This window comes from Glycomyces tarimensis, from assembly GCF_054776215.1.
On sequence record NZ_BAAHCB010000001.1, the window covers coordinates 55,046 to 72,352 of the forward strand.

Consider the following 17,307-nt stretch of genomic DNA (forward strand, 5'->3'; position numbering starts at 1 on the left):
GGAGCAGAGCCTACTGCCTGGGCTGGAGGCCCGGTCGCAAGGGGTTGGGTTCGCGGCGGCAAGTCTTCTACATTGGGGAGGTGACCCAGACATACTTCGACGGTGCGACGGCGCAGCCGGTCCATCCGGCCGCCAAGGACGCTTATGCTGCGGCTTTGTCGGAGGGTTGGGCGGGCCCGGGACGACTGTACACATTGGGGCGTCGGTCGCGGATGCTGCTGGACGCGGCACGCCAGTCGGCCGCCTCCTCGCTGGGCGTGGCACCTGATGAGGTCACTTTCACATCGAGTGGATCACATGCCGTGCAGGCGGGCGCACTGGGCGTGATCGCGGCGCGCAGTGCCCAGGGCGCCTTCGCGTACGGGGCGGTGGAGCACTCGGCCGTGCTGCACGCCGCGCAGTGGCACCAGAAGCAGGGCGGGACCGCCGCCGAGGTCCCCGTGGACCGCCTCGGACGCGTCGACGCCGACCCGCTCGCGGACATCGACGGCGCCGCGGTGCTCGCGGTCCAGAGCGCGAATCACGAGGTCGGCACGCGTCAGCCGATCGCGGACATCGCCGTGAACCTCGACGGCGTCCCGCTGGTCTGCGACGCGGCGGCGAGCCTGCCGTGGGAGCCGGTCCCCGCGGGCTGGTCGGTGCTGGCGGCCAGCGCCCGCAAGTGGGGCGGCCCGGCCGGCGCGGGCCTGCTCGTGGTCCGCAAGGGCACGCGCTGGCGCAACCCGTTCCCGGGGGAGGACTCCTCCTTGCAGGAGGCCATCGGCGAGGTGGACGTGCCGGCCGCGGTGGCGGCGGCGGCGTCGCTGCGCGCGGTCGTGGCCGAGCGCGAGGAGCTCGCCAAGCGCATGCGCGCGCTCACCGAGCAGATCCGCGAGCACATCGCCGAGACGGTCCCGGAAGTGGAGCTGCCGGGCGACCCGGTCGACCGCCTCCCGCACATCGTCACGTTCTCCTGCCTCGGCGTGGACGGCGAGGTGCTCCTGACCGAGCTGAACCGGGCGGGCTTCGCCGTCTCCTCGGGTTCGGCGTGCGCCTCGACCAGGCTGCGCCCCTCCCACGTCCTGCAGGCGATGGGCGTCCTGAGCCACGGCAACGTCCGCGTCTCCCTCCACCGCCAGACCACCGAGGAGGAGGTGGACCGGTTCCTGTCGGTACTGCCGGGCATCGTCGAGGAGATCCGGCGCCTGGGCGGCCGATAGGGCGGCGGCCCGGTCCTCAGCCGCGAGCGGCGAACCGCGCGGCCACCCGCAGCGCGGCCTCGGTCGCCCACGGGTTCGTGAGCGTGGTGCTCGGTGCCGTGAGGCTCCGGGGCGGCCCTTGATGCACCGGCCCGTCGGGCAGGTCCCACGGCCCGGTGTGGATGAGCCGGCCGCGCATGGCCTCGGCGGCCCTGCCGATGTCGCCCCATTCGTCGAGGAACGACTGGGCCCGCCCGGGCGGCAGCTCCCCGGTCTCGATCGCGTCGGCCAGGGCCTCGTCCATGACGACGACGGCCCGGTGCATCATCGTGAGCAGCACGGTCGCCGTCTCCGCGGTGAGATCGTCGAGGGACTCCAGCGCGGGACCGAACGGCCCGCGTACGACCGGCGCGGGCGGCGCGGTCACTTCGGGGCCCGGTTCGACGGTGTAGCCGGCGTCGCGGAGTTCCTGGTCGGTCTGCTGGAGGGCCTCGACGGCGGCGCCGAGGACCGGCCCGAGCGTCCTGAGGATGGCCGCGCGGACGCCGAGCGAGCGTTCGAGCTCGGTCACCTGGTCTTCGAGGCCGGTGGCCTGGTCGCGGACGCGCTTGTGGTCGTCGCCGGCCCAGGCGGCGCCGGTGGAGTCGATGTGCGTGCGGTAGCGCTCCCGGCCGGACGAGAGCTCGTTCGCGGCGCGTTCGAACTCGTCGGCGCAGGACTCGAACTCGGCCGGGTCGGCGTCGAGGACCTCTTGATAGCTCGGCATGTCTCTCCGGTCTACGCGGGCGGGTCGAGGCGGTCGAATTCGGCGGCGGTCGCTTCATCGCCGCTCTCGCGGGCGTCAGCGGCCCGGATGATGCTGTCGGCCTGGTCGCTGAGGCTCTGGCCGACGGCGACGATCGACTCGCGGTAGCCGTCGGCGACCACGGCGAGCCTGCGGGCGGAGGCGAAGCCGGGGTTGGCGGCGGCCACGCGGTGGACGGCGTCGGCGATCCGGTCGGGAAGGGTGTCGGTCTCCTCGGGGAGCGCCTGGATGCGCCGAGCCGCGGCGCGGATCTCGTCGGGCTGGAAGTCGTTCGGATCGCTCACGTGGGGTCTCCCGAGGTAGCGGCGGTCGACTGGGCGGATCGGATCGCGGCGGCGACGTCGGCGGCGAGCCCGTCGCGTCCGCCGAAGTCGAACAGCTCGGATTTGAGGAAGACGACCTCGCTGAGGCGCCCGTGGCGGTCGACGCCGATACGGCAGGCGCCCGAGTCGGACAGGGCCTCGACGCTGGTGGACTCCAGGACGGACGGATCGTAGGGGCGGGTGATGCCGAAGCGGCGGTTGACCTCCTCGCCGCCGGCGGCGCGTTCGCGTTCGGCGATGTTCCAAGCGGAGATGATCGCCGCGGCGATGCTCCTGCCGCCCTTGCGTTCGACGCCTGAGAAGAACTCGAGGCGGCGCAGCGCGCCGGTGAATCCGATCGTGACCGAGGCCAGGCGTTCGGCGTCGAGTCCGGTGAATTCGCTCTCGGCTACGGCCGTGCGCATCTCGAGGTACCTGCGGTCGAGTTCGGCTAGTTCGGAGCCGAGCTTGGTGATCTCGGAGTCGGCGCCGAGGAGGCCCTCGCCGGCCGGTCGGGGGATCGGTTCGGGCTCGGGAGGCGGGGCGAGGGGGCCCGGCCGGGGCGCTTCGATGAGACCGGTGAGGGTGGCGGCCTCGGTGACGATCTGCTCGGCGTTGGTCTGCACGTGGGGGTACATCTTGGCGAGCTCGCGGATGACCAGGTGCTGCGCGGTGCGCATCTGCTGGAGGTTGAGCTCGGTGCGGCGGTCCTCCCCGGCGATGAGGGACCGCAGGACGCGTTTGACGCCGCCGCCGTACTGGGGGTGGCGTTCGGCGACGCGCTGGATGAGCCGGTCGACGTCGTCCTTGAGGAACTCGCCGCCGAAGTGGTAGGAGACCAGCACCGAGAACACCGTGTTGACCAGGCCGTAGTAGGCGGCGTGCTGCTCGGCGGGCAGGGCCCGGTAAGCGGTGCGGTCGTGCCTGGAGCCGGTGAGGATGTAGGACACGAGCGAACTGGCACCGGGGACGGCGTCGGTCATGGTCGCCCATCTGGTCTCGACTGGTGTGCTGGCGCCGCGGGTGAGCGGCGCTCACTCGCGGCGAATCTCATGCTACCGCTCGGCGGTGACGCGTTCGCGTGTCCGCCGCCCCGTCGAACTCATGGCCGGGCTGCCGTCGGCGGAGTACCAGGCGGCTCGCGGGTCTGGTCGGCTACACACCGGAATCGGCGTACGACCGGTGACGCTCAGGAGCGCGGAGTCGGCTGAGGGCGCGCTCCGAGTCGCTCCCCTCGGCCGCGGTGACGACCGTCAGGGACTGTTCAGGCGAACGGGCCGGGGCGAGGCTGTGCTGGGTGACGGTGAGCGTGCCCACCGACGGATGACGCAGCCGGTACTCCTCGGCTTCGCACGGTCTGACCCGGTGGTCGCTCCACAAGGCGGCGAAGTCCCGGCTCCGCTCGGAGAGCTCGCCGATCAACGAGGCGAGCAGGGCGTCCTCGGGGCGGCGGCCCGCGACGGACCGCAGATGGCCGACCACGGCACGCGCCTTGCTTCGCCAGTCGATGTAGAGCTCGCGGGTGCGCGGGTCCAAGAAGAGCATCCTGGCCAGGTTCGGCCGGTCGGCGGGGCGTTCGGGGGCGGCGGGATCGACGTGCCCGGCCAGCAGAGCGTGCCCCGGCGCGTTCCAGGCCAGTACGTCGGTCCGCCGGCCCAAGACCAGCGCCGGCACGGTCGCGAACGAGCGCATCAGCTCGCGCGTCTCGGAGCTGATGCGTTCCGGCGGCGGCACGCGCCTCGTCCGCGGACGCTGCGAGGCGAGCTCACGCAGGTGTTCGCGCTCATGCCCGTCCAATCGCAGTGCTTCGGCGAGGGCGTCCAAGACGGCGTCGGAGACGTTGACCCGCTGTCCCTGCTCCAGGCGCGTGTAATAGGACACGCTCACCGCCGCCAGGTGCGCCAGCTCCTCCCGGCGCAGCCCGGCCACGCGCCGCCGCCCGCGGAGCATGGGCAGGCCGACGTCCTCGGGACGCAGGCGCGCGCGGCGCGCCCGAAGGAATTCACCCATTTGGCCGGAGGCACTCATCGCTCAAGTATGCGCCGTGCCCGGCCGCTGAGCCTGACCCTGGCAGAGGTAGGCGGCGGCGGGGCAGCATCGGGGCGCGCGAACGCTGCACGCTGGCCGAAACACCAGCAAGCCATGCGGGAGCGGACATGCATGAGATCTCATTGGGCGACGTCACCGTCACCCGTGTCACGGAGTACTTCGGTTCGGTCGAGATGCCCCCGGCCGTGTTCTTTCCCGAAAGTCCCGAAGGAGCGTGGCGCGAGCACGAGCACTGGCTCGCGCCGGACTTCCTCGATCCGGACGCCGACGTCTGCATGTCGGCCGTCCAGACGTGGCTGCTGCGCAGCGAAGGCAAGACGATCCTGATCGACACCGGCGTCGGCAACCACAAGGAGCGGCCGTACGCACCGGTGTGGAGCCGCCTGAACACCGACTTCCTCGCGAACCTCGCCCGGGCCGGGGTCGAACCCGACGACGTCGACCTGGTGATCAACACCCACCTGCACATCGACCACGTCGGCTGGAACACCTACCTCGACGACCGCACGTGGGTCCCGACGTTCCCGAACGCCACCTACCTGATGCCCCGCGCCGACTTCGACTTCTGGAACCCCGCCAACGGGCACGCCCCCAGGCTCGGCCGTGGCAACCAGAACGTCTTCGAGGACAGCGTCGCACCGGTGCACGAGGCCGGCCTCACGCGGCTGTGGGAAGACGGCCACCGCATCGACGCGAACCTGACGCTGGAACCCGCGCCCGGACACACGCCCGGATCGGCAGTGGTCGCGCTCGAATCGGGCGGCGACCGCGCACTGTTCGTCGGGGACCTCGTGCACACCGCCTTCCAGTTCGTCGAGCCCGAGACCAACAGCTGCTTCTGCGAGGCCCCGGCCGAGGCGAGGAGCACGCGGCGACGACTGCTCGAACGAGCCGCCGACACGAACGCGCTCGTCATCCCCGCGCACCTCGGCGGGCACGGCGGCGCCGAGGTCGTCCGCGAAGGCGACCGATTCGCCATCAAGTCCTGGGCACCGCTCGCCCGCATCTGAATCAACGACAGGAGCAACTCGTGTCCGATCCGATCGTCACCACCGCCGAGGGCGCCGTCCGCGGACGCGCCGAGGCGAACGCCCATGTCTTCCTCGACATCCCCTACGCCGCACCGCCCATCGGGCCGACGCGGTTCGCCGCACCCGCGCCGCACGAGCCGTGGCGGGGCGAGCGCGACGCGACGCGGCCCGGCGCGAGTGCGCCCCAGCCGCGCCGAGACGGCTTCGGCGCACTCGACATGGCGCCGTACTTCGGGCCCGGCTGGGTGCGAGGCGAGGACTATCTGACCGTCAGTCTGTGGTCCCCGACGGAGGCCCGGGACGCACCGGTCATGGTCTTCGTCCACGGCGGCGGGTTCATCACCGGCTCCACCCGGTCCCCGATGTACGACGGATCAGCCTTCGCCCGCGACGGCGTGGTGCTGGTGACGCTCAACTACCGCCTGGGTGTTCCTGGCTTCCTCGATCTGCCCGGCGCGCCGCCCAACCGCGGACTGCTCGACGTCGTGGCGGCACTGCGCTGGGTGCGACGCAACATCGCGGCGTTCGGCGGCGACCCCGGCAACGTGACCCTGTTCGGCCAGTCCGCCGGCGCGACGATCGTCGGCGGGGTCCTGGCCACACCGGAGGCGGACGGCCTGTTCCAACGTGCGATCGTGCAGAGCGGCAGTGGCCTGGGGGCGTTCTCCCGGCAGCAGGCGGCACGGGTGAGGAGTGCGGCGGCCACAGCGCTGGGCATCGAGGAGACGGTCGCGGACTTCGCCGAGGTGAGCGACGAGCGGCTCGTCGACGTCGTGCCGAAGCTCGCCGGCCTGGACCTGCGGATCGGCGAGCGGTTCGACCCCTTGCTCGGGCTGAGCCCGTTCAGCCTGGTGATGGACCGCCAGCCCGCCGAGGCCGTGGCCGCCGGAGCGGGCGCGGCAGTGGACCTCATCGTCGGCACCAACACCGAGGAAGGCCGCCTCTACCTGGTGCCGCAGGGAGATCTGGCGTCCTCCACCGAGGAAGACGTGCACGAGACCGCCGCCCGGGTGGACGCCGAGCCGGCCGCGCTGGTGGCGAAGTACCGCGCCCGGTATCCGCAGGCGAGCCCCGGCGAGCTGCGCTCGGTGATCATGGGCGAGGCGCTGTTCGGCGCAGGCACCCGGCGGCTTGCCGAAGCGCACGCGGCGCAAGGATCAGCGCCGACCTATACCTACGAGTTCGCCTGGCGATCCCCCGCAGTGGACGGGCAACTCGGCGCGGCGCACACGGTGGAGCTGCCCTTCGTGTTCGATCGACTGGACCTTCCCGGACTGCGCGGGCCACGGGGACTGCTCGGGAGTGGCGAGGCGCCCGCCGGGCTCGCCGCGCGCATGCACGGCGCGTGGGTGGACTTCGCCCGCAAGGGGAATCCCGGCTGGGAACCGGCGGAGACCGAGCGCTTCACGGGGCGGGACTGAAGCCTGGGGAGACCGGCAATGGAACTTGTCGGGGTGGCGGGAACGGTGTGGGGTTGATGGTTGCGCTGCACCAAAGGCGTCAGCGACGAAGAGGTGAGTGCTTTGTGGAGGCTGGGTTCGCGGGCGTGCCGGTGGGGTGTGGGCGCGGGCCGCTTCGCGGGCGGGCCGTGTGGTGTCCGGTTTCTCTTGCGGGACAGGGCTTCTCGTGGTTCCGGGCGGCGGATACGTGAGTGTTTTCCCACCCTAATGGGTGATGACAGAGCGCCTGTGACCTGGGAGAATAGAGGTATAGCACGAACCGGCGGAAACAGCAGGTTCGTACGAGACCTCAATGACCGAGGGAGGTGTCAGATGGCCAAGGCAACCAGGACTCCGAGCAGGACCGAGCGCGCCAAGGTCATCCACACCACGCTCGATGACGCAGCCGCCACCATCAATGCCCTCCACGCTCGGGTCCTGTCCGAGGTGATCGAGGCGAAGGCGTGGAACATTCACCGCGATTGCGACGGCTTCTCGGCCCTGCGGGAGTGGCTGGTCGCCACCTTCGACTTCCACCTCCGCGTCGCCGCCGACCTCGCCGCGATCGCCCGCACTGCCGGGAAGTTCACCGTCCTGGCCGAGACCGCCACCTCCGCTGCGGCGCGGATCGACCGGGTCGCGGCAGCCGTGCGGCGCCTGGACGCGACCAAGGCCCTCCGCGTGTACGCGCGGACTCCCTACAAGGAGCCGGTGCCTTCCCCCTTCGACGCTGAGGTGTCGTGCCCGACTCCGGAGCATCTGATCGCGCAGTACTGCATCCACGCCACCGTCAAAGACGTGCACGCCCAGCTGGACGAACTTCAGGCCGCGCTCGACTCTGGTGAGGAGCTGTTGGACGGGTTGGGGCAGCAGTCGTTGCAACGCCTGGATTTGGTGGAGACCGAGAACGGCATGTTCGTCCTCTCCGGGCTGCTGTCTGCGGATACCGGGAAGCTGTTCGCCAAGCTCCTGACCACCGCCGTGCCCCCGCCCCGGCAAGACGAGGTCGACGCCGACGGGTCGCTGCCGCCTGCGGCGAACCGGCGGGCCGAGGCGTTCCACCAGATGATCGCGGCCCACGGGGCCGACCCGCACGCGGCCAAGCGGCACGGGCACACCGCCATGCTCCACCTGTCAGTCGACATCGAGACCCTGGCCGGGGAAGACACCGGCCGAGTCCCGACGCTGGAAGGCGACCCGATCAGCCTCGGGAAGGCCCGCCTGCTCGCCTGCGAGGGCCTGGTCATCCCCAACGTGTTCAACTACCGCACCGGCGAAGCGATCGAACTCGGCCGCGCCCTGCGCCTGCCCAACTCGGCACTGCGCAGGAAGCTGGAACTCGAGCAGCCGGGCGGGTGCGCGTGGAGCGGCTGTCTCGCACCGGTGCAGTGGACCGAAGCCCACCACATCCGCCACTGGGCAAATGGTGGCCCGACCGTCGCTGAGAACCTGATCCTGCTGTGCCGGTTCCACCACGGCCGCATCCACACCCCCGGCTGGACCATCCAGAAAACCGGACCGGGTAAGGCGTTGATCGTCCACCACGACGGACACGAGGACACCGACCCCGACCTGAAATGCGGGTGCTCGGACTGGCGCACCGACGCGGACTTGGATGCCGACTTCGCCGAGGACATCGCGAACGCCTTCCCCACCGGCCTGTACCCCGAAGAATGGTCCGAGACCCTGAAACCCGACCTCGAAGCGGCTGCCGAGCAGGCCGAGACCGAGCAGGTCATGGGCGCCGCGAAAGCCGCCCGCGCGAAAGTGCGAGCACGCTTCACCACCCCGACACCCCGGCCTGAACCCGCGACCGAACCCGAACCGGCTTCAGCACCGGCACCCGAACCGGAACCGGGACAGGGACAGGGACAGGGATACGAGACTGCCACACCACTGACTGAACCGAGGCGGACTCACGACCTCGCCAGTGCCGCACCGGCACCGGACTACGGACCGCCACCCTTTTTAGGTCGCCCGTCGCGGGATGCCGTGGCGGGGAAGGCACCTCATAGGGCGCCAGCTCGAAACCGACAACGGCTTCGAGCACATCCCCATGCCCACACCCCGAACCGGACCACCGGCCACCCCGCATCCGCCGCCCAGCCGGAGCCCAGCGCCACCCGGCACGGCACCACCGACCACCCCCGCGACGAACAACCCGACACCAGCCCACCTCCCACCGCTTTTGTCGCCGCCATAGCGCAGAACGACCATCACACTCGCCCGTTCCCGCCAACGCCCCCGCGGCCATTGCAGGTCTCAGCAGGCCGCCCACCACCCCTAACCACAGCGCCGCCCACCACGGTCGATTCGCCGCCGCTCGGCTTCACGCCCGGAATTAAGCCCGGCACCAAACAAGACGATCGTTGCAAACGGCTTTACATCATGAGTCATGCATGTAATCATGAGGTATGCATGACTCAGATCGCACAGCAAACCTCCTCGGGGCGCTCGCGCTGACGCTGACCGACCTGTCACTCGGCAACGCGACCAACACGGCAGGCGTGAGCTCCAGCGGGGCGGCGGCCCTCGTGACCTTGTCGGCGAACCCGGGCCTGAGCGTCTCAGAGCTCGGCCGCCGAGTCGGACTGACGCAGTCGGCCGCCGCCAGGATGGTCGACTCACTCGAAACCGATGGACTGATCGAGCGGCGGCCCAGCCCGTTCAACCAGCGCTGGGTGACCGTCTACCCGACCACGGCCGGGCGAGCGACCGCGCGGGCACTGCTCGACGCGCGCAGCACTCCGCTGACCGACGCACTCGCGGCACTCGACGAGCACGACAGGAAGGCCCTCGACGAGCTCATGTCCAGATTGCTGACGCGACTCTACGACCACGTAGGCAGATCGCAGTACATGTGCCGCCTGTGCGACCGGGACTGTTGCACCAAGGACGCGACATGCCCGGTCGGCGAGGCTGAACGCCAGGCCGGGCACGAGAGCCGGCACTGACCGACGAATCACCTCAACCCGGGGAAATGGCCCGGGTACGCGCCGAACGCGTAGATCGATCGACGCAGCGGCCTGAGCAGGTACGGTGCATGAAATTCCCGGACCGGGGTATACAGGCGCGGTCAGTTCTTCAAGGTGAGGGGGCGCGCCATGGTCGGCGATGTCGTGGACTTGATCATGCAAGACCACCGCGAGGTGGAACGGTTGTTCAGCGAACTCAAACAGCACCCGGAAAAGCGTCCGTTGCTGACGCCGGTGCTCTCAGCACTACTGATCGCACACAGTCGAGCCGAGGAGGCCGAGGTCTACCCGGTCGCCAAGGACGAGGCGGGCGAGACCGAGGAGGTCTCCCACAGCCAGCGCGAGCACGCGCAGGCGGAGCAACTACTGATGAAGCTCGTCAAGGCTGACCCGCAGTCGTCGAAGTACGAGGATCTGCTCGGAGAGCTCGAAGAGTCGATCACCCACCACGTAGAAGAGGAAGAGTCCACCGTGCTTCCGCAGATGCGCGAGCGAATCGGTGACGACCGACGTGCGCAGCTGGGCGAGGCCTTCGCGACCAGCCGCGCCGAGCACCTCGGCGAGCAGCCGGGTGAGGCCACCAAGGAAGAGCTCCAGATGCAGGCGCGCAACGCCGGTCTTTCGGGGACTTCCAACATGGGCAAGGAAGAGATCATGAAGGAGCTGCAGAGCTCCTCCTGACCGGTCTTAGGGGCGAGCAGCGACGCACTTCGGCGGCGGGACACGGGCGGTGTCCCGCCGCCGAAGTGCGTTCAGCCGACGGCAGGCTCCCGGCGGGCCGCTTTCTCGCGGTAGGCGGCGACCGTTCCCCTCCTTGCAGAACACGTAAGCCTGTGCCTACATATCACGTGCCGCTCTCGAGCAGTTCGCGTCGCTGTATGCCTAGGTCGCGTTAAACCACCCGTCCTGCGCGGAACTCTCCGCCGGAGCCGGTCAGGAAGAGGAACCTGCCCGGCGCAGGAGGCGGAGCTGTCCGATTTCGGCGGCGTTCTTCATCAACTCCGCGTTGACCCAGGCGATCATGTGCTCGACGGTGAGCCCGGCGTCGCTCGGCCACGGGAACGAAGCCGTGGCGTGCAGATCGGTCTCGGTGAGGCGGTCCAGTGCCGCCAGCCAGTCCTCGCGGAGGCCTCGCAGCCAATCGACGGTCGGTTGTCCCGGACCGGTCCAGGCGATGTCCTCGCGCTCCCCGGGAGCCCTGCCGTGCGCGTGATCAGCGGCGACGCTCCACCACCAGCCCATGTGCCAGCACAACCAGGCGATCGTCGGCACCGGGACAGGATCGAGTTCGGCGTCCGACCAGTCAGGTGCCCATCGTGCGTCATCGGCCTGGTGCATCGTCCAGCACTCGGCGGCGGGCTTCCAGAGGAAGTCCTCAGTCTCGATCCGCTGAAGGTGGTACTCGAACAGCTCCCAGGTCAGATCGAACTGCCAACGGGGCAAGTCCATGTCGCCGACAGGCCGGTCCGAAGAGAGATCCATCCGGAGATCCTCGCACGGTCGCCACTCTGGAGGAATCGAATTTTCGGGCCGTTCGTGGCTGCGGCCACGTCTTAGCTGAGGAGCGGGCCGGTCGACCCCACCGATCGACCGGCCCCAGGACCCTCGGCCGGGGCTGTGCGAGGAGGCACCTCGGTCCGAGGAAGCACGGGCGGGAGCGGCAGTGCACTAGAGGGCCGTGAGCGACGACAACGGTTTGGCCCACCGCCGCGCCCGAGTCTCAGGAGGGGCGAGGCATGCGGCTCTGCCGCCAGTGGCGGTAGAGGCGGACGATCTCGCGACGCATCGTCTCGCGAAGTTCCGGCGTCGGAAAGCGCCACGACTGCTTGGATATCAGGTGGAGATTCGGCGTATCGGTGTCGACACCGGTGACCACGCCGAGGTATTGGCTCTGTTCATTGGGAGCGACGCGCAGGCAGATCACCGAGACCCACTCAGGATCGAGTACGCATCGGATGCGGACCGATCCGACGACGGTTATCCCGACCTCGGTCTCCTCTGGCTCCGGCATCGGTCGCCTTCCTGTGACGCTTGGATAGTGCATTGACAGCTCCATTTCGGATTGTCGGATATCCGATGGAGTTATGCCCGGAGACCGCGTTCGTCGAGCGGGAGGCCGCGGCCTCCGGGCTTCCCCACCATTTGCGAGCCGTATGGCGAAACTCGCGATGCAGATCAATCTAGGCAAAGTTTCCCCAGCTCACAAGGGGAGGCTTAGCTCGTCAGTGTTCCACCGTGAGCGATGCACCGTGAGAATCTAGGGGTGCATTTCTCACGGTGCGCCTCTCACACCTCGACATTCCGGCGGTTCTGATTCGAAAAGGATTGTGCGATAGTGATGGTTCGATTTAGCCGGGTTCGTTTTTCCGGGAGCAGGTATGGCAACGCAGGACATGGGTTCGTGGTTTCTCAGGACCGCCGCTCGAAAAGGCCGGAAGGCTACAGGGAGATCCCAGCGGCAAGTCGGCGATGAGGTCGACCGTTCGACTGACACTGTCCGCGCATGGGAGCAGGGACGGACTGATATCCCGCTCCAAGCGATTGAGGCACTTGCCCGGGCCTGCGGTATGAGCAATGAGATCGCCATGTATATGCGGAAGGTCGCGAAAGCCAGGAAGAACGGCCACCCTATCGAGGCCGACATGCGATTCAATGCCCTGTTCATAGCGCTGGCCGAGGAGTACTCCGGCGACATATTCAAGTGGGACGCCACTCTCATACCCGGACCGCTCCAGACGGAGGCCTATCACTACACGGTCGTCCGTCTAGCTGAGCAAGCCACCGATGAACAGCTCAATCGAGGTTGGGCGTTCAAGACCCAGCGTCGCAAGGCGCTCGAAGCTCGGAAGGACAACCCGCAAATCAAGTTCCTGCTAGGCGAAACCGCGATGTTGCAGCTAAGGCAAGTATCGGAGCAGCTGTACCGGGAGCAAACCGCCTACCTCACGGAGTGCGCCGAGCGGCCTGGCTGGGAGATCCAAATTCTTACCGAACCTGTGCCAGGCCGGGAAGGCACCTTCGAGATCTACAAGCCCGGTGGCAGCGAATTGTCGTGCCCATCGTTCGTCTACATCGAGGTCCACGATTCGAGCTGGTGCATCGACGATCCGGTCAGAATCGAGAGCTACGATGAGTTCCGCAAGAAGAGGTGGCACAGGGCGATCCGAATCGAGGACTACCGCTATGACGACTGATGTGACCGCATGGCGTAAGAGCACCCGCAGCGGAGCTGACAACAACACCAGTTGCGTCGAGGTCCGTCGGGCATGGCGCAAGAGCACCCGAAGCGGCGGCGGCAACAACACCGACTGCGTCGAGATCGCCCCGTGCGCCGAAGACGGCTTCCACCTTCGCGACTCGAAGCTGGGCACCGACTCCCCCGTCTTCGACCTGGCCCCCGGCGACTTCACCGCGCTGATCGGCGCCACCCGCTAGATCCAGACGTCAGGAGGGGCTCCCGCGCATCCGCGCGGGAGCCCCTCCCTTTTATTCACTCAGGTTCCTACTTCACGGCATGCGTGACGTCACGTTCCTCCGCGTAGAAGCAGGCAGTCGGGTGAGTACCATGATCGCCGACGTCCAAACCAGGAACTTCCTGGGCGCACTTGTCCGTGGCCTTCCAGCACCGCGTCCTGAACCGGCACCCTGACGGCGGATTGATCGGCGAAGGCACGTCTCCGTGCAGGACGATCTCCTCGCGGTGCCCCCGCAGCGCCGGGTCCGGCACCGGGACCGCCGACAGCAGCGCCTGCGTGTACGGGTGCCTCGGATGGTCGTAGATCTCCGCGCTCGTCCCGTGCTCCACGATCTTGCCCAGATACATCACCGACACCTCGTCGGCGATGTGCCGCACCACGGACAGGTCGTGCGCGATGAACACGTACGCCAGCCCCAGCTCGTCCTGAAGCCGTTCCAGCAGGTTGATCACCTGCCCCTGGATCGACACGTCCAAGGCGCTCACCGGCTCGTCGCACACCAGCACCTTCGGCCGCAGCGCCAGCGCCCGGGCGATCCCGATCCTCTGGCGCTGGCCGCCGGAGAACTGGTGCGGGTAGCGGTTGATGTGGTCGGCGCTCAGCCCGACCATGTCCAACAGCTCCTTCACCGCCGCCGCCCGCTTGTTGCGCGGCACGACGTCCGTGTGGATCTCGAACGGCTCGCCCACGATGTCGCCCACGGTCATGCGCGGGTTCAGCGAGGTGTACGGGTCCTGGAAGACCAACTGGATGTGGCGCCGCACGTCCCGGAGGTCGCGGGCCGACATGTCGGCGATCTCCGTGCCGAGCACCTTGATCGAGCCCGACGTCAGCGGCTCCAGGCCAAGCAAGAGCTTCGCGAGGGTCGACTTGCCGCAGCCCGACTCCCCCACCACGCCCAAGGTCTGGCCCGCGTACAGCCTCAGGTCCACGCCGTCGACGGCCTGTACCTTCCCGACGGTGCGCTTCAACACGATCCCGCGCTGGATGGGGAAATGCTTGACCGCATCGGTCGCTTCCAGCACCGGCTCGGGAGCGGTGTTGCCCTGTCCCAGTTCAGCGTTCATCGCGGTAGACCTCCTTGGCGAAGTGGCAGAGGGCCCTGTGGTCGTCGGCCACCGACTCGAACGGCGGCGCCTCCGTCGAGCATTTCTCGGGATCGACCGCCCAGCAGCGCGGGTGGAACGGACACCCGGTCGGGAGCGCCGCCGGATTCGGCGGCAGGCCCGGGATGACCTCCAGCTCTTGGCCGAGCGTGTCGATGCGCGGAATGGCCCGCAGCAGCGCCTTGGTGTACGGGCTGGCCGGCCTGGCGAAGGCGTCGTGGATGCTCGCCTGCTCGACGATCTCCCCGGCGTACATGACCGCGACGTCGTCGGCGACGTCGGCGACCACGCCCAGGTCGTGCGTGATCAGGATGAGCCCCATGTTGCGCTCCACCTGGAGGCGCTTGAGCAGCCGCATGATCTGCGCCTGCACGGTCACGTCCAGCGCGGTCGTCGGCTCGTCGGCGATGAGCACCTCCGGGTCGAGGGCCAGCCCCATCGCGATCATCACGCGTTGGCGCATCCCGCCGGAGAATTGGTGCGGGTAGTGCCCGACCCGGTTCTTGGCGTCGGGAATCCCGACGAGGTCGAGCAGCTCGATCGCCTTCTGCTTGGCGGCCTTGCGGCTGGTGCCCCGGTGGACCCGGTACAGCTCGCCGATCTGGAATCCGACCGACCACAGCGGGTTGAGCGCCGACAGGGCGTCCTGGAAGACCATGCCGATGTGGTTGGACCGCACCGTCCGCTTCGTCTCCTCGTCCTGCTTGAGCAGGTCGACACCTCGCAGGCGCACCTGGCCGGCGGTGATGTGGCCGGGCGGGGAGTCGAGGATGCCCATGACGGCCTGGGAGGTCACCGACTTGCCGGAGCCGGATTCGCCGACCACGGCGAGGGTCCGGCCCTGTTCGAGTGTGAAGCCGACGCTGCGGACTGCCGGGATGCGCTTGCCTCGGACGTCGAATTCGACGCGGAGGTCCTCGACTTCGAGCAGCGGCGCGTTGAAGTCGGCGCCGGGAAGGGTATCGCCGACGACGCGGACGTTCTCTGCCACTCGTCTCACCTCAACTTCGGGTCGAGGGCGTCGCGCAGGGCGTCGCCGAAGGTCGCGAACGCGAACACCGTCAGGATCAGCAGCAGCAACGGTATGCCGAACAGGTAGATGTACCCGCCGCCCGCCCATTGCGTGCCGTTGGCGAGCAGGACGCCCCAGCTGGTCGCCGGGGGCTGCACACCGATGCCGAGCACGGCCAGGGCCGATTCGGTCACGATGATCGTCCCGAGCGTGGTCGGGACCACCGCCGTCACCGGCACGATCGCGTTGGGCAGGACGTGGCGGAACATGATCCTCCGGTTCTTGGCGCCCAGGCATCGGGCGGCGACGACGTAGTCGAGGTTCTTGGTCTCGATGGCCGCCGCGCGCACGTACCGGCAGAACTCCATCCATCCGAATATCACCAGGGCTATCGCCGCGGGGGCGACGGTCTCGATGAGATTGCCCGACGATCCGCGCCCGCGGAAGAGGCTGAGCAGCAGGATCGCTCCGAGCAGGAACGGCACGACGATGAAGACGTCGAGCATCCGGGAGATGAGCGCGTCGAGCCAGCCGCCGTAGTATCCGGCGAACATGCCCAGGACCAGGCCGATCAGGACCGAGCAGATGATGACCGTGAGCGCGAGGACGATCGTCGGCCGGGTGCCGTGGACGATGGTGGCGGCGAAGTCGCAGCCGAAACCGTCGGTGCCCAGGGGGTGCTCGCCGGTGAACCAGGTGTCGGGTCGCTGGCGGGCGTCTCGGCCGATGCACCGGGTGGGGCTCTTGTCGGTGAACAGGCTCGGGAAGGCCGCCATCGCGAACACGAACAGCATGATCACCACGGCGACGATGACGTCCGGCCGCCGGCGCATGGAGTGGAAGGCGTCCTTCCACAGCGACGCCTGCTTGGCCTCCGGCTCGGCGACGGGAGCCGTCAGTTCACTACTGTCAGTCATATCGGATCCTCGGGTCGAGTGCGGCGTACAGCAGGTCGACGAGCAGGGAGACGAGTACCACGACCACCGCGCTGACGGTCAGTCCGACGATGACGAGGTTGGTCTCCTGGCGCTGTACCGCCTGGAAGATCATGCGGCCCATGCCTGGGATGCCCATGATGCCCTCGGTCAGGACCGCGCCGGAGAGCATGAAGGCGAACAGGTAGCCCACGCCGGTGACGACGGGGATCATCGAGTTGCGCACCACATGCACGACGGTGATGCGCATCTTCCCCAGCCCTTTGGCCTTGGCCGTCCTCACGAAGTCCGAACCGAGGTTCTCCAACTGGCTGGCCCGCACCAGGCGGGTGAGCGTGGCCAGACCGACGGTGCCGACGATGATCCCGGGGATGATGATCGTCGTCCATGGATAGTCGGGGTTGTAGTTCGGTCTGAACAGCTGCCCCATGAACGATTCGGTGCCCCATATGCCTCGGGCCCAGTTCGTGAGCGGGACCGCGGCCATGTACACGTAGGCCAGCAGGATCAGGAAGACCGGGACCGAGTCGATGAGGATCGTCGTGCCGCGCACCGTGTGGTCGACGAACTTGCCGCGGTGCCGTGCCGCCCAGGTGCCCAGGACCATCGCGATGGTGACCAGCGTGATGATCGAGAAGATGAACAGCCGCAGCGTGTTGGGAATGTAGATCCCCAGCAGCTCGCCGACGTCGCGGTTGCCGTTGAGCGTGGTGCCGAAGTCGCCGCTCGCGTAGTTCTGGAGCCGTTCGACGAAGGGCGCCAGACACGGGTCGCCGGGGCGCTCATAGCAGTTGTTGTCGAGCCCGTAGAGCTGCTCGACCTGGGCGAGCATGGCCGGAGGCGGGGTGCGCTCCCCGCCGAAGAACAGGATGGCCGGATTGCCGCGGATCTGCACGGACAACGCCATCAGATAGTGCAGTAGGAACAGCACGATGAAGAGCGTGAGGAGCCCTTGAAGTAGTCGCCGGATTACGTAGCGTCCCATTGATATTCCGTCCT

At 68.4% G+C, this 17,307-nt stretch carries 18 protein-coding genes; 8 read left to right on the plus strand and 10 right to left on the minus strand.

Annotated features, from left to right (window positions below):
- The first annotated feature begins 80 nt into the window (after window positions 1-80).
- The gene (locus tag ACYVK3_RS00290; RefSeq protein WP_460495236.1) at window positions 81-1,199 is read left to right on the plus strand and encodes a cysteine desulfurase family protein; all 1,119 of its coding nucleotides are present in this window, start codon (window positions 81-83) and stop codon (window positions 1,197-1,199) included.
- Window positions 1,200-1,215: 16 nt separating this feature from the next.
- Here ACYVK3_RS00290 and ACYVK3_RS00295 read toward each other — a convergent pair whose 3' ends face one another.
- The 4 genes from ACYVK3_RS00295 to ACYVK3_RS00310 form a co-directional block, all read right to left on the minus strand.
- Window positions 1,216-1,944, minus strand: coding sequence for a WXG100 family type VII secretion target (locus ACYVK3_RS00295; RefSeq protein WP_460495237.1), 729 nt, complete (start codon window positions 1,942-1,944; stop codon window positions 1,216-1,218).
- Window positions 1,945-1,955: 11 nt separating this feature from the next.
- Window positions 1,956-2,267, minus strand: a complete 312-nt coding sequence (locus tag ACYVK3_RS00300; protein ID WP_460495238.1) for a hypothetical protein — start codon at window positions 2,265-2,267, stop codon at window positions 1,956-1,958.
- On the minus strand, window positions 2,264-3,268 hold the full coding sequence (locus tag ACYVK3_RS00305) for a hypothetical protein (protein ID WP_460495239.1): 1,005 nt from the start codon (window positions 3,266-3,268) through the stop codon (window positions 2,264-2,266). The genes ACYVK3_RS00300 and ACYVK3_RS00305 overlap by 4 nt, the downstream gene beginning before the upstream one ends.
- A gap of 172 nt (window positions 3,269-3,440) precedes the next feature.
- The gene (locus tag ACYVK3_RS00310) at window positions 3,441-4,313 is read right to left on the minus strand and encodes a helix-turn-helix transcriptional regulator (protein ID WP_460495240.1); all 873 of its coding nucleotides are present in this window, start codon (window positions 4,311-4,313) and stop codon (window positions 3,441-3,443) included.
- A gap of 128 nt (window positions 4,314-4,441) precedes the next feature.
- On the opposite strand from ACYVK3_RS00310, the gene ACYVK3_RS00315 reads away from it, so the two are divergent.
- The 5 genes from ACYVK3_RS00315 to ACYVK3_RS00335 all read left to right on the plus strand — a co-directional run bounded on the left by ACYVK3_RS00315 (window position 4,442) and on the right by ACYVK3_RS00335 (window position 10,460).
- Window positions 4,442-5,344 carry an MBL fold metallo-hydrolase gene (locus tag ACYVK3_RS00315; protein WP_460495241.1) on the plus strand — a complete coding sequence of 301 codons (903 nt, stop codon included), beginning with the start codon at window positions 4,442-4,444 and terminating at the stop codon, window positions 5,342-5,344.
- A gap of 20 nt (window positions 5,345-5,364) precedes the next feature.
- Window positions 5,365-6,786, plus strand: coding sequence for a carboxylesterase/lipase family protein (locus tag ACYVK3_RS00320; RefSeq protein ID WP_460495242.1), 1,422 nt, complete (start codon window positions 5,365-5,367; stop codon window positions 6,784-6,786).
- Between the two features lie 351 nt (window positions 6,787-7,137).
- Window positions 7,138-9,267 carry an HNH endonuclease gene (locus ACYVK3_RS00325; RefSeq protein ID WP_460495243.1) on the plus strand — a complete coding sequence of 710 codons (2,130 nt, stop codon included), beginning with the start codon at window positions 7,138-7,140 and terminating at the stop codon, window positions 9,265-9,267.
- Complete coding sequence (locus ACYVK3_RS00330; RefSeq protein WP_460495244.1) at window positions 9,219-9,758, plus strand: MarR family winged helix-turn-helix transcriptional regulator; 540 nt, start codon at window positions 9,219-9,221, stop codon at window positions 9,756-9,758. The genes ACYVK3_RS00325 and ACYVK3_RS00330 overlap by 49 nt, the downstream gene beginning before the upstream one ends.
- 150 nt (window positions 9,759-9,908) lie before the next feature.
- Window positions 9,909-10,460, plus strand: a complete 552-nt coding sequence (locus ACYVK3_RS00335) for a hemerythrin domain-containing protein (protein WP_460495245.1) — start codon at window positions 9,909-9,911, stop codon at window positions 10,458-10,460.
- A 252-nt stretch (window positions 10,461-10,712) separates the two neighbouring features.
- Here ACYVK3_RS00335 and ACYVK3_RS00340 read toward each other — a convergent pair whose 3' ends face one another.
- Window positions 10,713-11,261, minus strand: coding sequence for a DinB family protein (locus tag ACYVK3_RS00340; RefSeq protein WP_460495246.1), 549 nt, complete (start codon window positions 11,259-11,261; stop codon window positions 10,713-10,715).
- A 238-nt stretch (window positions 11,262-11,499) separates the two neighbouring features.
- Entirely contained in the window at window positions 11,500-11,790 is a 291-nt protein-coding gene (locus ACYVK3_RS00345) for a hypothetical protein (RefSeq protein ID WP_460495247.1), read from the minus strand.
- 367 nt (window positions 11,791-12,157) lie between these two features.
- Between ACYVK3_RS00345 and ACYVK3_RS00350 the strand changes: the two genes are divergently transcribed.
- On the plus strand, window positions 12,158-12,973 hold the full coding sequence (locus ACYVK3_RS00350) for a Scr1 family TA system antitoxin-like transcriptional regulator (RefSeq protein ID WP_460495248.1): 816 nt from the start codon (window positions 12,158-12,160) through the stop codon (window positions 12,971-12,973).
- Window positions 12,963-13,214, plus strand: coding sequence for a DUF397 domain-containing protein (locus ACYVK3_RS00355; protein WP_460495249.1), 252 nt, complete (start codon window positions 12,963-12,965; stop codon window positions 13,212-13,214). The genes ACYVK3_RS00350 and ACYVK3_RS00355 overlap by 11 nt, the downstream gene beginning before the upstream one ends.
- A gap of 67 nt (window positions 13,215-13,281) precedes the next feature.
- On the opposite strand, the gene ACYVK3_RS00360 is transcribed toward ACYVK3_RS00355, so the two are convergent.
- From ACYVK3_RS00360 to ACYVK3_RS00375, 4 genes are read right to left on the minus strand one after another with little or no spacing between them, the layout of a single operon-like run.
- On the minus strand, window positions 13,282-14,322 hold the full coding sequence (locus tag ACYVK3_RS00360; protein ID WP_460495250.1) for an ABC transporter ATP-binding protein: 1,041 nt from the start codon (window positions 14,320-14,322) through the stop codon (window positions 13,282-13,284).
- A complete protein-coding gene (locus ACYVK3_RS00365; RefSeq protein ID WP_460495251.1) occupies window positions 14,312-15,352 on the minus strand; it encodes an ABC transporter ATP-binding protein in 1,041 nt (346 codons plus the stop codon). Before ACYVK3_RS00365 ends, ACYVK3_RS00360 begins: the two co-directional genes overlap by 11 nt.
- A gap of 5 nt (window positions 15,353-15,357) precedes the next feature.
- Window positions 15,358-16,290, minus strand: coding sequence for an ABC transporter permease (locus tag ACYVK3_RS00370; RefSeq protein ID WP_460495252.1), 933 nt, complete (start codon window positions 16,288-16,290; stop codon window positions 15,358-15,360).
- Entirely contained in the window at window positions 16,283-17,293 is a 1,011-nt protein-coding gene (locus tag ACYVK3_RS00375) for an ABC transporter permease (protein ID WP_460495253.1), read from the minus strand. The genes ACYVK3_RS00370 and ACYVK3_RS00375 overlap by 8 nt, the downstream gene beginning before the upstream one ends.
- Between the last annotated feature and the right edge of the window lie 14 nt (window positions 17,294-17,307).

Bases quoted from the DNA above. Each gene is read 5' to 3' on its own strand.
- ACYVK3_RS00295 (WP_460495237.1), bottom strand. From the start codon at position 1,944: ATGCCGAGCTATCAAGAGGTCCTCGACGCCGACCCGGCCGAGTTCGAG.
- ACYVK3_RS00305 (WP_460495239.1), bottom strand. From the start codon at position 3,268: ATGACCGACGCCGTCCCCGGTGCCAGTTCGCTCGTGTCCTACATCCTC.
- ACYVK3_RS00310 (WP_460495240.1), bottom strand. From the start codon at position 4,313: ATGAGTGCCTCCGGCCAAATGGGTGAATTCCTTCGGGCGCGCCGCGCG.
- ACYVK3_RS00315 (WP_460495241.1), top strand. From the start codon at position 4,442: ATGCATGAGATCTCATTGGGCGACGTCACCGTCACCCGTGTCACGGAG.
- ACYVK3_RS00325 (WP_460495243.1), top strand. From the start codon at position 7,138: ATGGCCAAGGCAACCAGGACTCCGAGCAGGACCGAGCGCGCCAAGGTC.
- ACYVK3_RS00330 (WP_460495244.1), top strand. From the start codon at position 9,219: ATGCATGACTCAGATCGCACAGCAAACCTCCTCGGGGCGCTCGCGCTG.
- ACYVK3_RS00335 (WP_460495245.1), top strand. From the start codon at position 9,909: ATGGTCGGCGATGTCGTGGACTTGATCATGCAAGACCACCGCGAGGTG.
- ACYVK3_RS00340 (WP_460495246.1), bottom strand. From the start codon at position 11,261: ATGGATCTCTCTTCGGACCGGCCTGTCGGCGACATGGACTTGCCCCGT.
- ACYVK3_RS00345 (WP_460495247.1), bottom strand. From the start codon at position 11,790: ATGCCGGAGCCAGAGGAGACCGAGGTCGGGATAACCGTCGTCGGATCG.
- ACYVK3_RS00350 (WP_460495248.1), top strand. From the start codon at position 12,158: ATGGCAACGCAGGACATGGGTTCGTGGTTTCTCAGGACCGCCGCTCGA.
- ACYVK3_RS00355 (WP_460495249.1), top strand. From the start codon at position 12,963: ATGACGACTGATGTGACCGCATGGCGTAAGAGCACCCGCAGCGGAGCT.
- ACYVK3_RS00360 (WP_460495250.1), bottom strand. From the start codon at position 14,322: ATGAACGCTGAACTGGGACAGGGCAACACCGCTCCCGAGCCGGTGCTG.
- ACYVK3_RS00370 (WP_460495252.1), bottom strand. From the start codon at position 16,290: ATGACTGACAGTAGTGAACTGACGGCTCCCGTCGCCGAGCCGGAGGCC.
- ACYVK3_RS00375 (WP_460495253.1), bottom strand. From the start codon at position 17,293: ATGGGACGCTACGTAATCCGGCGACTACTTCAAGGGCTCCTCACGCTC.